The 17,334-nt window shown below is 70.7% G+C and carries 18 protein-coding genes and 1 pseudogene; 12 read left to right on the forward strand and 7 right to left on the reverse strand.

Going from position 1 to position 17,334, the window contains the following annotated elements:
• The first annotated feature begins 9 nt into the window (after positions 1 to 9).
• Positions 10 to 1,362 carry an MFS transporter gene (locus ACQPZW_RS04725; protein WP_433793608.1) on the forward strand — a complete coding sequence of 451 codons (1,353 nt, stop codon included), beginning with the start codon at positions 10 to 12 and terminating at the stop codon, positions 1,360 to 1,362.
• A 1,133-nt stretch (positions 1,363 to 2,495) separates the two neighbouring features.
• Here the strand turns inward: ACQPZW_RS04725 and ACQPZW_RS04730 are convergent.
• From ACQPZW_RS04730 to ACQPZW_RS04750, 5 genes are all read right to left on the reverse strand, one after another.
• A complete protein-coding gene (locus tag ACQPZW_RS04730) occupies positions 2,496 to 3,512 on the reverse strand; it encodes a hypothetical protein (RefSeq protein WP_433793609.1) in 1,017 nt (338 codons plus the stop codon).
• Positions 3,513 to 3,580: 68 nt separating this feature from the next.
• A complete protein-coding gene (locus ACQPZW_RS04735; protein ID WP_433793610.1) occupies positions 3,581 to 4,171 on the reverse strand; it encodes an RBBP9/YdeN family alpha/beta hydrolase in 591 nt (196 codons plus the stop codon).
• A complete protein-coding gene (locus tag ACQPZW_RS04740) occupies positions 4,168 to 4,656 on the reverse strand; it encodes an N-acetyltransferase family protein (RefSeq protein WP_433797423.1) in 489 nt (162 codons plus the stop codon). Before ACQPZW_RS04740 ends, ACQPZW_RS04735 begins: the two co-directional genes overlap by 4 nt.
• A 79-nt stretch (positions 4,657 to 4,735) precedes the next feature.
• Positions 4,736 to 5,314 (reverse strand): isochorismatase family protein, encoded by a 579-nt coding sequence (locus ACQPZW_RS04745; protein ID WP_433793611.1) that lies wholly within the window; start codon positions 5,312 to 5,314, stop codon positions 4,736 to 4,738.
• A 9-nt stretch (positions 5,315 to 5,323) separates the two neighbouring features.
• Positions 5,324 to 6,610: a nicotinate phosphoribosyltransferase gene (locus ACQPZW_RS04750; protein WP_433793612.1), complete on the reverse strand. Its 1,287-nt coding sequence runs from the start codon at positions 6,608 to 6,610 to the stop codon at positions 5,324 to 5,326.
• A 130-nt stretch (positions 6,611 to 6,740) separates the two neighbouring features.
• On the opposite strand from ACQPZW_RS04750, the gene clpS reads away from it, so the two are divergent.
• From clpS to ACQPZW_RS04775, 5 genes and pseudogenes are all read left to right on the forward strand, one after another.
• A complete protein-coding gene (clpS, locus tag ACQPZW_RS04755; RefSeq protein ID WP_093620264.1) occupies positions 6,741 to 7,031 on the forward strand; it encodes an ATP-dependent Clp protease adapter ClpS in 291 nt (96 codons plus the stop codon).
• Positions 7,032 to 7,079: 48 nt separating this feature from the next.
• A complete protein-coding gene (locus ACQPZW_RS04760; RefSeq protein ID WP_433793613.1) occupies positions 7,080 to 7,580 on the forward strand; it encodes a DUF2017 domain-containing protein in 501 nt (166 codons plus the stop codon).
• A gap of 59 nt (positions 7,581 to 7,639) precedes the next feature.
• Positions 7,640 to 8,136 (forward strand): annotated as a pseudogene (locus tag ACQPZW_RS04765) (Mov34/MPN/PAD-1 family protein).
• 68 nt (positions 8,137 to 8,204) lie between these two features.
• Positions 8,205 to 8,522 carry a MoaD family protein gene (locus ACQPZW_RS04770; protein WP_317788346.1) on the forward strand — a complete coding sequence of 106 codons (318 nt, stop codon included), beginning with the start codon at positions 8,205 to 8,207 and terminating at the stop codon, positions 8,520 to 8,522.
• Between the two features lie 5 nt (positions 8,523 to 8,527).
• Entirely contained in the window at positions 8,528 to 9,493 is a 966-nt protein-coding gene (locus ACQPZW_RS04775) for a PLP-dependent cysteine synthase family protein (RefSeq protein WP_433793614.1), read from the forward strand.
• Here the strand turns inward: ACQPZW_RS04775 and ACQPZW_RS04780 are convergent.
• The gene (locus ACQPZW_RS04780; protein WP_433793615.1) at positions 9,490 to 9,873 is read right to left on the reverse strand and encodes a hypothetical protein; all 384 of its coding nucleotides are present in this window, start codon (positions 9,871 to 9,873) and stop codon (positions 9,490 to 9,492) included. The genes ACQPZW_RS04775 and ACQPZW_RS04780 overlap by 4 nt on opposite strands.
• 273 nt (positions 9,874 to 10,146) lie before the next feature.
• Here ACQPZW_RS04780 and ACQPZW_RS04785 point away from each other — a divergent pair, with 273 nt between their 5' ends.
• Genes ACQPZW_RS04785 through rdgB form a run of 4 tightly spaced genes read left to right on the forward strand, consistent with a single transcriptional unit; the run spans position 10,147 to position 13,523 of the window.
• Positions 10,147 to 10,893: an MBL fold metallo-hydrolase gene (locus ACQPZW_RS04785; RefSeq protein WP_433793616.1), complete on the forward strand. Its 747-nt coding sequence runs from the start codon at positions 10,147 to 10,149 to the stop codon at positions 10,891 to 10,893.
• 50 nt (positions 10,894 to 10,943) lie between these two features.
• Complete coding sequence (locus ACQPZW_RS04790; protein WP_433793617.1) at positions 10,944 to 12,167, forward strand: glycosyltransferase; 1,224 nt, start codon at positions 10,944 to 10,946, stop codon at positions 12,165 to 12,167.
• Positions 12,168 to 12,177: 10 nt separating this feature from the next.
• Positions 12,178 to 12,906: a ribonuclease PH gene (gene rph / locus ACQPZW_RS04795; protein ID WP_433793618.1), complete on the forward strand. Its 729-nt coding sequence runs from the start codon at positions 12,178 to 12,180 to the stop codon at positions 12,904 to 12,906.
• Entirely contained in the window at positions 12,903 to 13,523 is a 621-nt protein-coding gene (rdgB, locus tag ACQPZW_RS04800; RefSeq protein ID WP_433793619.1) for an RdgB/HAM1 family non-canonical purine NTP pyrophosphatase, read from the forward strand. Before rph ends, rdgB begins: the two co-directional genes overlap by 4 nt.
• Here the strand turns inward: rdgB and ACQPZW_RS04805 are convergent.
• Positions 13,520 to 14,764, reverse strand: a complete 1,245-nt coding sequence (locus tag ACQPZW_RS04805) for an alpha/beta fold hydrolase (RefSeq protein ID WP_433793620.1) — start codon at positions 14,762 to 14,764, stop codon at positions 13,520 to 13,522. The two genes, rdgB and ACQPZW_RS04805, sit on opposite strands and share 4 nt — an antisense overlap.
• Before the next feature lie 164 nt (positions 14,765 to 14,928).
• Here ACQPZW_RS04805 and ACQPZW_RS04810 point away from each other — a divergent pair, with 164 nt between their 5' ends.
• Together ACQPZW_RS04810 and ACQPZW_RS04815 are read left to right on the forward strand one after the other, a co-directional pair.
• Positions 14,929 to 15,975 (forward strand): MerR family transcriptional regulator, encoded by a 1,047-nt coding sequence (locus ACQPZW_RS04810; RefSeq protein ID WP_433793621.1) that lies wholly within the window; start codon positions 14,929 to 14,931, stop codon positions 15,973 to 15,975.
• On the forward strand, positions 15,972 to 17,261 hold the full coding sequence (locus ACQPZW_RS04815; RefSeq protein ID WP_433793622.1) for an MFS transporter: 1,290 nt from the start codon (positions 15,972 to 15,974) through the stop codon (positions 17,259 to 17,261). Before ACQPZW_RS04810 ends, ACQPZW_RS04815 begins: the two co-directional genes overlap by 4 nt.
• The last annotated feature ends 73 nt before the right edge of the window (positions 17,262 to 17,334 follow it).

Consider the following 17,334-nt stretch of genomic DNA (forward strand, 5'->3'; position numbering starts at 1 on the left):
GGATCCACCATGTCGCTCACGCCTTACCGCGAAACACTCGCCCTGCCGAAGATCACGTCGGTTCTGGTCGTCGCCACGCTCGCCCGCATTCCGATCGCGGCGGCTGCGGTGGTGCTCACGCTGCACGTCGTCGAAGGGCTTCACCTCACCTACGGTGCGGCCGGGCTGGTCGGTGCGGCCTCCACGATCGGCGGCTCGATCGGTGCTCCGGTGATGGGCCGGCTCATCGACCGATGGGGTTTGCGGCCCGTCCTCGTCCTGACCACGGTGGCCGAGGTCGTCTTCTGGCTGGTGGCACAGGCTCTGCCCTACTGGGCGCTGCTCCCGGTGGCCGCGGTCGGTGGCTTCCTCGCGTTGCCCGCGTTCTCGGTGGCCCGGCAGGCGATCGCCGCCCTCACCCCGGAGTCGCATCGGCTGCCCGCGTTCGCGCTCGACTCGATGACCACCGAGTTGTCGTTCATGGCCGGTCCCGCGTTGGGCGTGCTGGTCGCCACCACCGCCGGCTCCCGCTTCGCGATGATCATGCTGGCCGTCGGCATCCTGTTCGCAGGTGTCGGCCTGTGGCTGCTCGACCCACCGGTCCGAGCCGCCCACGAGGCGCCCGTCTCCGGTGAGCGGGTGCCCCGGCGCAGCTGGCTCAAGCCCCGTTTCGTCGCCATCCTCGCCGTCACGATGGCGGCCACGCTGGTCCTGTCCGGCACCGACGTGGCGGTCGTCGCCGTCCTGCGGGAGACCGGCCAGACCGAGTGGGCGGGCCTCGTCCTGTCGCTGTGGGCGCTCTTCTCCCTCATCGGCGGCTTCCTCTACGGCATGGTCAAGCGCGGTGTGCCGATGCTGCTGCTCTTCACCCCGATGGCGCTGCTCACCATCCCGGTCGGCCTGGTCGGTGACCACTGGGCTCTGCTCGCACTCCTGCTGATCCCGGCCGGCTCGCTGTGCGCTCCCACCATCACCGCCAGCACCGACGCCATCAGCCGCCTGATCCCGGCCGGCGCCCGAGGCGAGGCGATGGGCCTGCACAACTCGGCCCTCACCGTCGGCGTCGCGTGCGGTGCCCCGCTGGCAGGCCTCGCCATCGACAATTGGGGCCCGGCGTGGGGTTTCGTGGCGGTCGGCGCGGTCGGTGTGCTGGTCGCTCTCCTGGTTCTGCCCACCGAGCTACGCCACCGTCGTGACACGCTCGTCCCTGCCACCACTCCACCGCCCGCCGCCGAACGCTCTGTCGCCGCTCCGCCCGCCCACACCGCCGAGCCAGTCGCCGCAGATCCTTCCGATCATGGTGCTGATTCAGCCGCTGCCGGTCGTCCTGTTCACACCGCCGATTCTGCGGGCGCTGTCACTTCAGCTCGTGCCACCGACTGAGCGGCCGCTGCTCCTTCGGTGCTCCTTCGGTTCTCCTTCGGTTCTCCTTCGGTTCGTGCCGGCGAATGAGTGCCCCTATTGCTCCGGTTCGTGCCGCCGATCGAGTGGCTGTTGTTGCTTCGGTTCGTGTCACGGCTGAGTGGCCGTTGTCGCTTCGGCGCGTGTCACGGCTGAGTGGCTGTTGTTGCTTCGGTTCGTGCCGCCGATCGAGTGGCCGCTGTCGCTTCGGCGCGTGTCACGGCTGAGTGGCCGTAGTTGCTTCGGTTCGTACTGCTGGCGGAGTGGCCGCTGTTACTTCCACCGCCTTCCCATGTCCGACTCAGTCCCCGCGTTCGTCAGCGCCCCGGCCGTAACCGGGCCGTCTGCCGGGCCCGGCTCTGCAAGATGCCCTTCATTCGGCTCATGCCTCCGGCCCGACTCCTCGCCCGAGGCACGACAGGGTCTCCGAAGCAGGTAAGCCATCGACCAATTCCTACGGGGTCGTCCGTTGGCAGTCGTGTAGCCCTCCACAGGGAGGTCGGCGCCGCGGGTTGAAGCCGCCGTCACCATCGAGGCGCGACGATGTCCCAGGCCGGCGACTCGCGCCGGCCGTCGGATCCGCCGACCCACGTTGCGCAGGTCAGGATCACATCCGCGAACTGAGTCGTGCATCTTGCCTGGTCAGGGCGAAGCCGTGAGAAACCCCGGCGCGCTTGTCCGGCGACGGCGTGGCCTGGGCCGACGCCAAGGGCCGTGCACGACAAACACCTCGGCAACAGGGCGAACCTCGCGTGCACTGGTGGCATGGCCGATTCACCGATCTGCGAACGTCCGGCAGGTCAGGAGGTCCGAGAGGTGCGGGGGTCCATGGGGTGGGAGCCGGAGGTCCGGGGGTGGGGAGGCCCGGAAGGTCGCGAGGTGCGCGAGGTCCGCGAGGTCCGCGAGGTCCGGGGGGTGCGCGAGGTCCGGGGGGTGCGCGGGGCCGGGGGTGCGCGGGGGCCGGGAGGTGCGCGGGGGCCGCGACGTGCGCGAGGTCCCCGAGGGTGGGAGGTTCGGAGGTCCGAGAGACGCACGAGGCCGGGATCGCCCGAGTGAGGGACGGCGGACCGGGAGAGATGCGTGGTGAGGAGCAGGCCTTCGCGGGTGGAACGGGGTCAGGTGGCGGTCAGACGCAGGAGGACAGGGCCCTCACCGGGCCCGTACTTGGCGGTGTACAGCGCTGTGACCCGGTCCAGCGTCTCCGGGCTGGCCGCGGCCAGGGTCCAGTGGGTGACGCCTTCGCCGGGGGTGGTGACCCGGTGGTCGGGGTGGAAGGCGTGCGGCAGGGCGGCCGGGTTGACGTTCACCCAGTGCTCGCCGTCGTGGACGATGTAGCGGAGCTCGTACTCCGAGGTGTCGTCGTCGACCGTGAGCCGTAGCCGCATCCGGTAGTGCTCGGCGATGTTCCGCAGGCCGACACCGTTCCAGCGGTTCTCGAAAGCTTCGAGGGCCAGCTCGCCGAGGTCTCCGTGGACGCGGACCTCGCGCTGGGAGCTCTCGCTGACGCGCCGGTCGCGGAAGACGCCGTACGACAGCCAGTCGTCGACCCGGTAGAACGCGTGTGCCGGGCCGGTCGTGCTGATCCGGACCTGGAAGGCGGGGCGGTGCCGGGCCGGGAGTCCGGTGGTGAAGCTGTCGAGCCGTTCGATGTTCTGCCGGATCGCCGTGACGGCGTCGGTCGGGGCGACCTGGCGGGCACGTTCGGCGGCGTCGGGGGAGGACGGGTCGGTCAGCATGATCCGGAAGCGGACGCCGCGGTCGAGAGCGCCGCGGATCGCTTCGGCGAACCGTTCCTCGTGCGGGGCCTCCAGTAGTCCGGTCCAGTGTTTCCACAGGTCGACGCGATCGTCTGCGGCCTCGATGCGCCGGATGACAGCGCGGTAGTCGAGCCGGTTGCGCCGTCGCACCGCGTTGCGGCTGAGGTAGAGGACGAGCGGCTGGAGGACGAGCACGGCGAGGGTGAGGTCGATCAGGTTCGCGCCGATGCCGATCCGCAGCTCGTCGGCGAATCCGGGAGTGTGCCGGACCGGGTAGAGCAGCAGGAACGAGGCGATCAGCAGGAGGGCACCGATCGCGGCGTACAGATAGGACAGTCGGTATCTGCTGTCGGACAAGCGACCCCGTCGCGCCATCGGCCCATGATATCGACGCAAGCTGATGGGAACAGGTCGGCCAGGATAAACCAGGCGGGGGGACGCCCTCAGCCCGCCCGATCGGTGAGGGGCGCGTCCGGGGAGCCGCTGAGGCACCAGTCCCGGATCGAGGGCCACGACCCGTACCCGGCGTCCATGTCGAGGTGGGCGGCGCCCGTCAGGACCGTTGTCGGGATGCCGAGTGGCACCCCGTAGTCGGCCGCTGCCCCGGCCGGGCAGTACGGATCGTTGTCGGAGCACACGAGTCGCGTGTGCCGGGCCGCGGCGCTGAGGTGCCCCGCGGTGACGGCCGGCGGATGGAACCCGGCGATCTCCGGGATGCCGGCGGTGACGTCCGGCCCGGGCGGGGCGACGAGCAGCACCCGGTCGACGGGGGCCGGCACCTGGCCGGCGGCGGCCGCGTGCAGCCAGAGCAGGCAGCCGAGGCTGTGGCCGACGACGGTCCGTTCGCCGGCGGGCATCGCGGCCAGGTGGGTCCGGAGAGCGGCGAGCCAGTCGTCGAGGACGGGCTCGTCGGGCTCGGGGAGCTGCGGGTAGACGACGTGCCGGCCGGCCGCGGTGAGCTCGCCGGCGAGCCAGTGGTGCCAGTGGCCGGCCGGGCGGCGATTTTGCCAGCCGTGCAGCAGCAGGAAGCTCATGGGGCGTCGAATTCCAGATACATGACGTGGAGGCCGACCCGGCCGTGGACCGGGTGCCGGAAGGATCGCGGAACGGTGCCGATCACCTCGAAGCCCTCACGACGGTACAGTCCGACGGCGCTGGTGTTGGTCTCGACGACCGCGTTGAACTGCATGCCGGCATAGCCGTTGCGCCGGGCCCAGTCGACGGCGAACCGGCACAGGGCCGTGCCCACCCCGCGCCCGCGTGCCGGGGCCGCCACCATGAAGCTGGCGGTGGAGACGTGCGAGCCGGGGCCGGGCCGGTTGGCCCCCATCTTGGCGGTGCCGACCACCTGCCCGTCCATCACGGCGACGACGGTCAGGCCGGGGGGCTGCTCGACCCACATGGCGCGGGCCACGCCCTCGGGCATGGCCGGGTCGTAGGGGAACGTCTCCTCAGCCGTGACCACGTCCTGAACGACGGCCCACACGGCGGGCCAGTCGGCGTCGGCGAACGGCCGGATCCCCGGCGCCGACGAGCCAGGCGAGCCGTCCGGCGAGGCGAGCGGACGCTCAGGAGAGGACGAGGCGAGCGGACGGTCCTCAGGCGTCAACGACAGGGCTCCCGGTCGTCTCGATCGAGGCGGCGTGGAACTGCTCGATGGCCGCGTCCGTGGTGGCACGGGCCACCCCGGCGGTCAGTTCCAGCAGCACGGTGGTGGCGAATCCCTCTTTCGCGGCATCGAGCGCGGTCGCCCGTACGCAATGGTCGGTGGCGATGCCGACCACCTCGACCTCGGTGACCCCCCGGCCCCGCAGCCACCCGGTGAGGGTTTCGCCCTCCTCCGTCGCGCCCTCGAAGCCGGAGTAGGCGGCCTGGTGGGCGCCCTTGTGGAAGATCGCCTCGATCCGCCCGGTGACCAGCTCGGGGTGGAAGTCGGAGCCGGTGGAACCGGCGACGCAGTGGGCCGGCCAGGTGTCGACGAAGTCCGGGTGATCGCTGAAGTGCGCGCCCGGGTCGACGTGGTAGTCCTTGGTGGCGACCACGTGGTCCCACCGGGCGCCGGCCTTGTCGAGGACCAGCGAGATGCCCTTGGCGACGGCCGCGCCCCCGGTGACCGGCAGCGAGCCGCCCTCGCAGAAGTCGTTCTGCACGTCCACGATGATCAGTGCGCGTGACATGGTTGCCCCCTAGGCGGTGGGAACGATGACGACCGGAATGGCGGGGTCGCCGGCGGAGAGCTTGAGGCCCTCCCACGGGATGGAGATCAGATTCTGCCGGAGGTGGTCGCGTGACTCGGCCAGGCTCGGCGTCTCGAGCACCTCGCCCCCGGCGATGTAGGTGCGCTGCAGCAGCCGGTCGTTGGACTGGTGGTCGGGCACGCCCTGGGAGTAGATGATCTCCTCGGTGGCGGTCCCGGTGGGCTTGTGGCGGCGGATCGCGGTCTTGCGGCCACCGACGGTCGCCTTGTTCTCGGAGCGCTTGACCACCGGGCGGCCGTCGACCTCGACCAGCTTGTAGACCAGGCTGGCGGTGGGCGCGCCGGAGCCGGTGACGACCGCGGTGCCGGCGCCGTAGATGTCGACGGGCTCGGCGGCGAGGGTGGCGATCGAGTACTCGTCCATGTCGCCGGAGACGATGATCTTCGTCTCGGTGGCGCCGAGTGAGTCGAGCAGCTCACGCGACTGCTGCGCGAGAACGGACAGGTCACCCGAGTCGATGCGGACGGCCCGCAGGTCCGGGCCGGCCACCGCGATCGCGTTGCGGATGCCCTGGCTGATGTCGTACGTGTCGACGAGCAGCGTGGTGCTCTTGCCGAGCGCCGCGACCTGCGATGCGAACGCGGCCGGCTCGTCGTCGTGCAGCAGCGTGAACGCGTGCGCCGAGGTGCCCGTGGTCGGGATGCCGTAGGCCCGGCCCGCCGCGAGATTGGACGTGGAGGCGAATCCGGCCAGGTAGGCGGCCCGCGCGGCGGCGACCGCGGCGTGCTCATGGGTGCGCCGGGAGCCCATCTCGATGATCGGGCGCCCACGGGCGGCGGTGACCATGCGGGCCGCGGCGGCCGCGATCGCGCAGTCGTGGTTGAGCACCGACAGGATCAGCGTCTCCAGCACCACGCACTCGGCGAACTTGCCGGAAACGGTCAGGATGGGCGAACCGGGGAAGAACAGCTCACCCTCGCTGTAGCCCTCGATCTCGCCGCTGAACCGATAATCGGACAGCCATTTAGCGGCCACCTCGTCGACGACCCCGGCCGAGCGCAGGAACTCGATCTCGCCCGGCTCGAACCGGAAGTCGCGGATCAGCTCGATGAGCCGCCCGGTGCCGGCCACCACGCCGTAGCGCCGCCCGGTCGGCAGGCGCCTGGCGAAGACCTCGAAGACGCAGCTCCGGTCGGCGGTGCCATCGCGCAGCGCGGCGCTGACCATGGTCAGCTCGTACTGGTCGGTCATCAGGGCCGGCGCGATCGTCTCCACGCTCATACCCTATTGCGCCCACGGCACCGCTGTCCTCCGTGGGGCGGACGACGGGGTCCGACGCGGCCGCTGACCTGGGGTTGGATGCCTGGTTCACCGGTTCGCCGGATCCGGTGGCACCATGGGGGGCATGGCGTTGCCTCAGGTTGCTCCCGTGGAGACGCCGGAGATCGAGGAAGTACCGGCCGAGGACCGGCCGTGGGTGACCATCGTCTGGGACGATCCGGTCAACCTCATGTCATATGTGACCTGGGTCTTCCAGAAGCTCTTCGGCTACAGCAAGGAAAAGGCCGAGAGGCTGATGATGGACGTGCACACGAAAGGGAAGGCGGTGGTCTCCATCGGCGCGCGGGAGCGCATGGAGATGGACGCCAACCAACTGCACGGATACGGTCTCTGGGCCACGGTCGACCGGGGTTGACCGTGGGCCGGCCGGAGAGAGAATCGGCGATCGGGTGGGGTAAAGCACATGTTCCGACGCAACGGTAGCCACTGTGTTGCCACGTTCGCGCACGATGAGGTGCGGGTCCTGCGCAAGGTGGCCGCTGAGGTGGTCGGCCTGCTGACCGACGGGATGGACCACACCGATCCGGTGGTCTCCCGCCTCTTCCCGGACATCTACCCCGATCTCCCGGAGGACTCGCAGGAGTTCCGGCTCTACACCGAGGGCGACCTGAAGACCAGCAAGATCGACCAGGCGGGTGCGATCCTCGCCGCCCTGCCGGACGAGGGCGAGGGGGAGGTCCGGCTGGACGGCGAGGCCGCCGAGGCCTGGCTCCGGGCGATCAACGACGCCCGTCTCGCAATGGGCACCCGGCTGGAGATCCACGCCGACACCGATCTGGGTGACGAGCTCGACCGGGCGGTGCTCGACGATCCGGGGTCGAGCCGGGTGTTCCAGCTGTCGGTGTACGCGTATCTCGGCTACCTACAGGAGTCGTTGTTGAACGCGCTACCCGACATTCAATGATTGCTGATGTGTGCCTCGCCACCGGCCAGGTGGCGAAATGCCACGGTAATGTGAACGCCGTGCTCACCATCGACCGAGCGATCGTCGACGCGATCGTCGCCCACGCCCGCCGGGACCACCCGGACGAGGCCTGTGGCGTCGTCGCGGGCCCGATCGACAGCGACGTGCCGACCCGGCACATCCCGATGGACAATGCTGCACGCTCGATGACGTTCTACGAGTTCGACTCGATGGAGCATCTGCGGGTCTGGCGCGAGATGGACGATCGTGACGAGGAGCCGGTGGTGATCTACCACTCGCACACCGCGACCGAGGCGTATCCGTCTCGCACCGACATCTCGTTCGCCGGCGAGCCCGGCGCGCACTACCTCCTGGTCTCGACCCGCGAGCCGGGCTCGGAGGAGATTCGGTCGTTCCGTATCGTGGACGGTGTGGTGACCGAAGAAGAGGTCAACATCGTGGATGCGACGGTGAAGGCGTGATTTCCGCAGCAGTGCAGTCGTTCATGTTCGGGCAGAGCCCGGCGTCGGTCTTCTATGAGTGTCGCTGCCGCTAGGCGCGTGCGACCCGACCAGACCGACCCGTTCGTCCTTTCATCTCGACTCCTCTAGGAGAAATTCAGCCATGGCCATCGAAGTTCGCGTTCCCACCATCCTGCGCAGCTACACCGGCGGCGCCAAGATCGTCGAGGGCGCCGGTGACACCCTCACCGAGCTGATCGACGACCTGGACGCCAAGCACAGCGGCCTCAAGGGCCGTCTGATCACCCCCGAGGGTGGCCTGCACCGGTTCGTCAACATCTACGTCAACGACGAGGACGTCCGCTTCCTCGGCGCGCTCGACGCCAAGGTCAAGGACGGCGACTCGATCACCATCCTCCCGGCCGTCGCCGGTGGCGCGCTCGGATTCGCTGCCGCCGCGGCGCTGCTCGGCGGTCTGTAAGCTCGATGGCTCGTTACGAGAGCCTGCTGGACGCGTGCGGGGGCACGCCGCTGGTCGGCCTGCCCCGCCTCTCGCCGGCGGTGCCCGAGGGGGCGCCGCCGGTGCGGCTGTGGGCCAAGCTGGAGGACCGCAACCCGACCGGCAGCATCAAGGACCGTGCCGCGCTCTTCATGGTGCGCGAGGCCGAGGAGTCCGGGCACCTGCGCCCCGGTGACACCATCCTCGAGCCGACCAGCGGCAACACCGGTATCGCACTGGCCATGGTGGCCAAGCTGCGGGGCTACCGGCTGGTGTGCGTGATGCCGGAGAACGTGTCGGCCGAGCGGACCCAGATCCTCCGGATGTATGGCGCGGAGATCATCTTCTCGCCGGCGGCCGGCGGGTCGAACCAGGCCGTCGCCACCGCCAAGCAGATCGCCGCCGAGCACCCCGACTGGAAGATGCTCTTTCAGTACGGCAACCCGGCGAACGCCCGCGCGCACTACGAGACCACCGGTCCCGAGCTGCTGCACGACCTGCCCACGATCACGCACTTCGTGGCCGGGCTGGGCACCACCGGCACGCTCATGGGCACCGGCCGCTTCCTGCGGGAGAAGGTCGACGGCATCCAGATCATCGCCGCCGAGCCGCGGTATGGCGAGCTGGTCTACGGGCTGCGCAACATCGACGAGGGTTATGTTCCCGAGCTGTACGACGCCTCGGTGCTGACCCGGCGGTTCTCGGTCGGCACACGGGACGCGGTGTTGCGTACCCGTCAATTGATCGAGGTCGAAGGCATCTTCGCGGGTTTCTCCACCGGCGCGGTGCTGCATGCCGCTCTCGCGGTGGCGCATGAGGCGGTCAAGGCCGGCAACCGGGCCGACGTCGCCTTCGTGGTGCCCGACGCCGGGTGGAAATACCTGTCGACCGGTGCCTACGGCGGCACGCTCAACGAGGCGGAAGAGGCCCTCGAGGGCCAGCTCTGGGCCTAGTACGTCACGGCGAGGTAGACGTCCGCGGCCATCGGCGCGGCGGCGGCCAGTAGTAACAGCCAGGGCAGGGCGCGCTGGTGGATGGCGAGGAACGCGGCCACCACCAGCGCCACGCTCGCCAGGGTGAGCACGGCCAGCGCGGGCAGATACCAGATCGGCGCTCCGCTGAAGACGGCCAGCACCGCGTAGAGGCCGACCGCGACGCCGCACAGGCCGAGTCCGGCGCTGTAGACGGCGATCGCGAGCATCCGCCCGGCGCCCGGCGGTGGGTCGTCCGGCGCCGGGAAACGGAAGACGGCCGGTTCCGTGGGCGCGGGCCGCCTGACGATCTCCGTGGGCGTCACGACGCGAGTGGTGGGGACCTGCTCGAGCGCGGTCACGTCGCCTCCATCCGATGATCTTCAGAGCACTCACCCTGAGCAACGCGATTGGATCACCGGACGTGACGGTGCAAACGTGATGAGCCTGGTCATCACGGTTGTGATGTGCGTTGTCGATTTAGCGACAAATCGATCAGTTGTTAACGTCGAGCGCTGGTCGCGGCGTACGCTTCGCTCCGTGATTGACTGGTCAGACAAGTCCGGCTCGGCCACATCCAGGCCGGGCATCGGCCGGTCCTGTGGGGCAACCCGGTGTGAGCCAGAGGTATCCGGATGCGACTAACCGTTCTCGGTTGTGCCGGCAGTTTTCCCGGCCCCGAGTCGGCGTGTTCGGCCTACCTCGTGGAAGCCGAAGGGTACCGGCTCTTGATCGACTTCGGTTCCGGGTCGCTTTCCGCCCTCCAGCGGTACTCGGACATGCGTCGTGTCGACGCCATCCTGCTCACTCATCTGCACTGCGACCACATGCTCGACGCGTGCACCTACGTCGTGGTGCGCCGTTACGACCCGGCCGGCCCGCTGCCGGCCGTGCCCGTCTATGCCCCGCTGGGCGCCGCGGAGCGGATCGCCGCCGCCTACAGCACCGAGGGCGAGCCGGTCGACGACGTCTACACCTTCTACGGGCTGCAGCCCGGCACGTTCCCGATCGGCCCACTGCAGGTCACCGTCGATCGGGTCAACCATCCAGTCGAGACATACGGCGTGCGCATCGAGCACCAGGGCCGGGTGCTGGCGTACTCGTCGGACACCGCGCCCTGCGAGGCGCTGCTGCGCCTGGCCGCCGGCGCCGACCTGTTCCTGTGTGAGGCGAGTTACCAGGACGGTGTGGAAAACCCGCCCGACCTGCACCTGACCGGCGGAGAAGCCGGCGAGGCGGCGACGAAAGCGGACGTCGGCAAGCTCCTGCTCACCCATCTCGTTCCGGCCTGGGCCAGTGAGGCATCTATTGTGGAGGCGGCTACCGCCGCCTATGCGGGACCGGTCGAAGTCGTCCGCCCCGGCGCCAGATACGATCTCTGAGCCGGAGCGGGGGGTAAGGGACCGGGCAGTCGTGACCTTGGAGTTGTTGCATGCGCATTGTTCGCCTGGCCAACTTCGTCACGGTTCATACCGGTGGCCTGCGGACCGCGTTGCGTCAGCTGGGCCGTGGCTATCAGGCCGCCGGGCACGAGGCTGTCCTGGTCGTTCCCGGTCGTGTGCATTCCGACAAGATGACCAAGCAGGGCCGTGTCATCACCCTGCCCAGCGCCCCGTTGCCGCGCACCGGTGGCTACCGCGTGCTCGCCGGCCGCCGCGAGCTGGTCAAACTGCTGGACGATCTGGAACCGGACCGGATCGAGGTCTCCGACCGCACCACGCTGCGCTGGACCGGTGACTGGGCCCGCCAGCGCGGGGTCCGGTCGATGATGGTGTCCCACGAGAGCCTGGCCGGCCTCCTCGGTGTCTGGGGCATGCCCAAACGCGACGCCCTCGCCGACCGGTTCAACCGGCGCACCGCCGAGGCGTTCGACACGATCGTATGCACCACGGCGTTCGCCGCCGAGGAGTTCCGCCGGATCGGGGTGCCCAACCTCGTCGAGGTGCCGCTCGGCGTCGACCTCGATCTCTTCCATCCGGGCAAGATGGACGTCTCGGTCCGCGCCCGCTACGCCCGTCCCGACGAGCTGCTGATGGTCTACTGCAGCCGGCTCTCCGCGGCCAAGCGCCCCGAGCTGGCCGTCGACACTGTCGCGTCACTGCGCAACGGCAAGGTGCCGGCCGTGCTGGTGATGGCCGGTGACGGCACCCGGCGGACCGCGCTGGCCTATCGTGCCGCCCGGCTCCCGGTCCGGTTCGCCGGGCACATATCCGAGCGTGGTGACGTCGCGGCGCTGCTGGCCAGCGCCGACGTGGTGCTGTCGCCCGGCCCGGTCGAGACGTTCGGCCTGGCCGCGCTGGAGGCGCTGGCCTGCGGCACACCCGTGGTGGTCAACGAGCAGAGCGCACTGCCCGAGGTGGTCGGCGCCGCCGGGGTGGCCGTGCCGGGCACCGCCGAGGCGTTCGCCGACGGCGTCAGCCGGATCATGGAGCGGCCCCGGGTGGAGCGCCGGGCCGGGGCGCGGGCTCAGGCCGAGCGGTTTGGATGGCCGAAATCGGTCGAGGGCTTCCTGCAGGCCCATGAGGCGTATCCGGCGCCGGTGGCCGGTCTCATCAGGCCGGCGGTGCCGTTCAGCGGTCTGCCGTCGCCCCGCCGCTTCGCGGCCCCCGGCCGCGAATCCGGGGCGGACGAAGCGGGAGCCGCACGCTACGCATAAGGTACGTAGCATGGCGCGACCCGACGGCCGTATGGCCGATCAGCTGCGACCGGTGACGCTGACCCGGCGCTGGAGTATTCACCCCGAAGGTTCGGTGCTGGTGGAGTTCGGAAACACCCGCGTGCTGTGCACCGCGAGTGTCACCGAGGGGGTGCCACGCTGGCGCAAGGGCTCCGGGCTCGGCTGGCTCACCGCCGAGTATGCGATGTTGCCGAGGGCCACGGACACGCGCAGCGACCGGGAGAGCGTCAAGGGCAAGGTCGGCGGCCGGACTCAGGAGATCTCCCGGCTGATCGGCCGGAGCCTGCGCGCCTGCATCGATCTGAAGGCTCTCGGCGAGAACTCGATCGTCCTCGACTGTGACGTGCTCCAGGCCGACGGCGGTACCCGTACGGCCGCGATCACCGGGGCCTATGTGGCTCTGCACGACGCCGTCAGCTGGCTCGCCGACCGCAAGTCGCTGGCCGGCAAGATCGACAAGGTGCTGCACACCTCGATCCAGGCGGTCAGCGTCGGCATGCACGACGGCGAGGCGCGCCTCGACCTGGACTATCGCGAGGACGTCTCGGCCGAGGTCGACCTCAACGTGGTGTGCACCGGCACGGGCGACTTCGTCGAGGTGCAGGGCACGGGGGAGAACGGCGTGTTCCGCCGGGCCCAGCTGGACGCGATGCTCGACCTCGGTGTGCAGGGCTGCGCCGAGCTGGCCGTTCTGCAGCAGAAGGCGTTGACCGCGTGAGCGCACGGCTCCTGCTCGCCACCGGTAACAAGAAGAAGCTCGTCGAACTGCAGCGCATCCTCGATGCCGCCCTCGGTGTCGCCCAGATCGAGCTGGTCGGCCTGGGTGACTTCCCGGGCTACCCCGATGTGCCGGAGACCGGCCTCACGTTCGGGGAGAATGCGCTGATCAAGGCCCGTGAGGGCGCGAAACGTACCGGTCTGCCCACGGTCGCCGACGACTCCGGCATCGCGGTCGACGCGCTGAACGGCATGCCCGGCGTGTTCAGCGCTCGCTGGTCCGGCACGACCGGCGACGACAAGGACGACGCCAACCTCGACCTGGTGCTGGCGCAGATCTCCGACGTGGCCGACGAGCACCGGGGCGGGGCGTTCGTCTGCGCCGCGGCCCTGGTCCTGCCGAACGGGCGCGAGCACCTGGTCGAGGGCCGCCAGACCGGCCGGCTGTTGCGCAGCCGGCGCGGCGAGGGCGGTTTCGGTTACGACCCGATCTTCGTCGGGGACGGCCAGGAGCGTACGAACGCCGAGCTCAGCCCCGCGGAGAAAGACGCCATCAGCCACCGTGGCAAGGCGTTCCGCGAGCTGGCGAAGGTGATCGCCAAGGAGTTGCCCCGCTAGTCCCGGACCATCGTGAGGAGACGGTCGAGGACGCGTTCGTCGCGTCCGAGGCCGTCGTGGGCATACTCGTTGGTCACCCAGGGCCGCACGTTCCCGATGTGGCTCGCGGTGGCCAGCGACATGTCCCGGTCCACATACATGTCGTCGAAGTAGACCGCGGCCGCCACCGGCACCTCGTTGGCGGCCAGCCGGTCGACGTCGTAGAGCGGCGCCCAGTCCGCCTTCGCCGCGAGCCGGCCGGCCGCGTCGGCGAGCGGGATCAGGGCCGGGTCCTCCTCGAACAGCCAGGGGTAGATCATCTCCCCGGTGAAGCGGACCGGCCCGCCCGCGTCCAGGTCGAAGGCCGGGAACTCGTCGCGGACCCGATGGGCCGCCCACCCGGTCGCCGCGCCCTGCCCGTAGATCGCCTCGTGCAGTGCCGCGAACAGCGGCTGCTCGGCGAACGAGATCGCGGCGTCGACCCGGCGCAGGAACACCTCCGACAGGTCGTCGCGGTGGAACGCCTCCTCCAGCAGATGATGCAGCAGGTCGAAGCGCGCGTTCGAGCCCAGGTGGATGCCGAGCGTCTGGAACCTGCGCGGGGTGAGCCGGTCCCCGGAAGGCAGCCGGGCGTCCTGCTCCCGCAGCGCGTCGACGACCCGCCGGGCGATCGCCTCGTCCTCCGGATACCGCGCGAAATACCGTTCGTTGTGTGCCAGCACCCGCGGATAGGCAGCCCGGTAGACGTCCTCCGCGGTCGCCGTCAGCCCCGGCAGACCACCCGTGATGATCACCTCACGGAGGCCGTGCGGCGCGAAGCTGAGGTACGTGACGGCGCAGAACCCGCCGAAACTCTGCCCGAGCACACTCCACGGCCGATCGCCGGCCAGGTGGGCGCGCAGCAGCTCGGCGTCGGCCACGATGCTGTCCGCCCGGAAATGTGCCAGATGACCGGCCGGATCCTCGACTCCGGCCAGCGTCTGCCGGGTCAGTGGCGTGCTGCGCCCGGTGCCCCGCTGGTCGAGCAGCACCACCCGGTAGTCACGCGCCGCCCGCCGCAACCACACCGGCAGGTCCCGTGGCGACCGATTCCCCGGCCCACCCTGCAGATAGAGCAGAAACGGCCGGCCTTCAGCCGCAACCCCGGCCTCCCGCACCTCCCGCGCGAAGATCTCAACGCGCGGTCCGTCCGGATCCGCATGACTCAGTGGTACGGCCAGAGTGTGCCCGGCGAAGACGAGCCCGGAGTGACGATGGATCATCCACCGAGCCTCCCGTATCGACGGCGGCCACCGGAACCCCGGTGCCGGCGCCGGCTCGCCCATCGAGAGCCGGCCCGGGCCGGGAAGCCGGCTTGACCTTGCCCTTGGGGCAGGGCCCAGTATTCGACGGTGCCGGTCAGGGCGACCGGGACGAGGGAGGCGCGGTGCGGCTGCTGACGATCGGGGTGTTCGCCCGTGCCGCCGGGCTGTCGCCGAAGGCGCTGCGGCTCTACGACGAGCTGGGGCTGCTGCGGCCGGCCGCCGTCGACGGAGACTCGGGCTACCGGCTCTACGATCCGCAGCAGCTCGAGCGGGCCCGGCTGATCGCCTGGCTGCGCCGGCTCGGCATGCCGCTCGTGGCGATCCGGCGGATCTGTGATCTGCCCGCCGCCGAGGCGGCCGTCGAGGTCGACGCCTACTGGCGGCAGGTGCTCGCCGAGACCGCCGAACGGGGCCGGCTGGCCACCTTCCTCATCGACCACCTCTCCGGGAGGGGCAGCACGATGGGAGCTCTGGGGATCCGCTATGCGGCACGGTCCGAAGCCGGCCCGGTGCGGGACAGCAACGAGGACACCGCCTATGCCGGGCCGCGGCTGATGGCGGTGGCCGACGGGGTGCGGGGCGGGGCCGGTGACCGGGCGAGCGCGGCCGCGGTCGACGCGCTGAAACCACTGGAGACCGTCCCCGTACCGGCCGAGGATCTGCTCGGCGCGCTGGCCGAGGCGGTCCGCGACGCCGGCCGGGCGGTCGGCGCGATCGAGGGCGAGGCGGCCACCACGCTCACCGCGATGCTCTGGTCCGGGTCACGGCTGGCGCTCGCGCACATCGGCGACACCCGCGCATACCGCCTGCGGGCCGGGGAGCTGAGCCTGATCACCACCGATCACACCTACGTACGCACACTGGTCGAGCAGGGCCGTCTCAGCGAGGCGGAGGCCGCCACCCACCCCCAGCGGTCCCTGCTGGTCCGGGCGCTGACCGGACCGGCCGATGTGGAGGCGGACCTGTCGGTGCACGAGGCCGCGGCCGGCGACCGGTATCTGCTCTGCTCCGACGGCCTGGCGGCGGCCGTCCCCGCCGGCGACCTCCACGCGGTGCTGGCCGGTCCCGGCGACCCACGGGAGGTGCTCGACGAGTTGATCGCCCGCGCCTACGCGGCCGGAGCCGACGACAACGTCGCCGCCGTGGTCGCCGACGTGGTCCCGGCGTGAGGGCGGCCCTCACCGACCGTCGGCCCCTGGCCGTGCCCGCGTTCCGCCGCTGGTGGACGGCGTCGCTGGTGACCGCGGTCGGCGGCTCGTTCAGCGTGGTCGCCGTGCCCGCCCAGCTGTACGCGACGACCGGCACCTCCGCGGCGCTGGGCGGTTCGGCGGTGCTGTCGTTCGCCGGCCTGGTGATCGGAGCGCTCACCGCCGGGACCCTGGCCGACCGCTGGGATCGGCGGCGTGTCCTGCTGGCGGCACAGACCGGTCTCGCCATGACCTACGCGGCACTGTGGGCGCTGGCCGTCGCCGAGGGCCCGCTACTGATCCTGCTGGCCCTGGTGACCTGTCAGGGCCTGACCTTCGGAGCGATCTCGGCCACGACGGGCGCGGTCCTGCCCCGCCTGCTGCCGCAAGAGCTGCTGGCCGCCGGAAACAGCCTGAGCTCGCTGGTCCGCTACGGCGGCTGGATCCTGGGCCCGCTGCTCGGCGGCCTGCTCATCCCGGTCGCCGGCCTGAGCACCCTCTACCTCTGCGACGCGGTCGCCCTGCTGGCAGTCCTCCGCGCGGTGCATCGGCTCCCCCCGATGCCCCCGGCCGCCGAAAGCCGGTCAGGCCGGGACGATGGTGGTCCCGGCTCGTCCTCGACGTCCGGGGACCCGGCCGGACGGGACGGCGGTGGCCTGCGTGACGGGTTTCGCCATCTGCGGACCAGCCGCCTGCTGATGGCGGTCCTGGCCGTGGATCTGGCCGCCATGGTGCTGGGCATGCCGGTCGTGCTCTTCCCCGAGCTGGCCCGCGAGACCTATGGCGACCCGGCCGGTGGTGGGCCGGTGCTGGGCCTGTTCTACGCCGCCTATCCGGCCGGGGTGCTCCTGGCCGGGCTCTTCTCCGGCACGTTCACCCGGATCCGCCGCTCCGGCCGGGCGATGGCCGCCGCCGCGACGGCCTGGGGCGTGACCGTCGTCCTGCTGGGTGTCACGGCCCACCTGTGGGTGGCGCTGGGCGCCCTGGTGCTCGGCGGCGCCGTCAACTTCGTGTTGAGCACCCACCGTAACGCGATCACCCAGGCGCACACCGACGATGCCCTGCGCGGCCGGGTACAGGGCCTGCTCACCGTGGTGCTGACCGGCGGCCCGCAGCTTGCGAACCTGCTGCACGGCGCCGCCGGGGCGTGGATCGGCCCACGCCCGGCGATCGTCGCGGGTGGTCTGCTCACGGTGATCGCGGTGGCTGCCACCCGACGAGCCGTCCCCGAGTTGGGCACAGCCGCTGAGGCCCCCGACCTCGAATGATCCCCCACCGTCCCCGGTTAGGAATCGACCGGGACCGGCCAGAGGAGAGCCGGGACCGGCCAGAGGAGAGCCG

Origin of the sequence: Actinoplanes sp. CA-252034 (genome assembly GCF_050956125.1) — a bacterium.
Classification (GTDB): domain Bacteria; phylum Actinomycetota; class Actinomycetes; order Mycobacteriales; family Micromonosporaceae; genus Actinoplanes.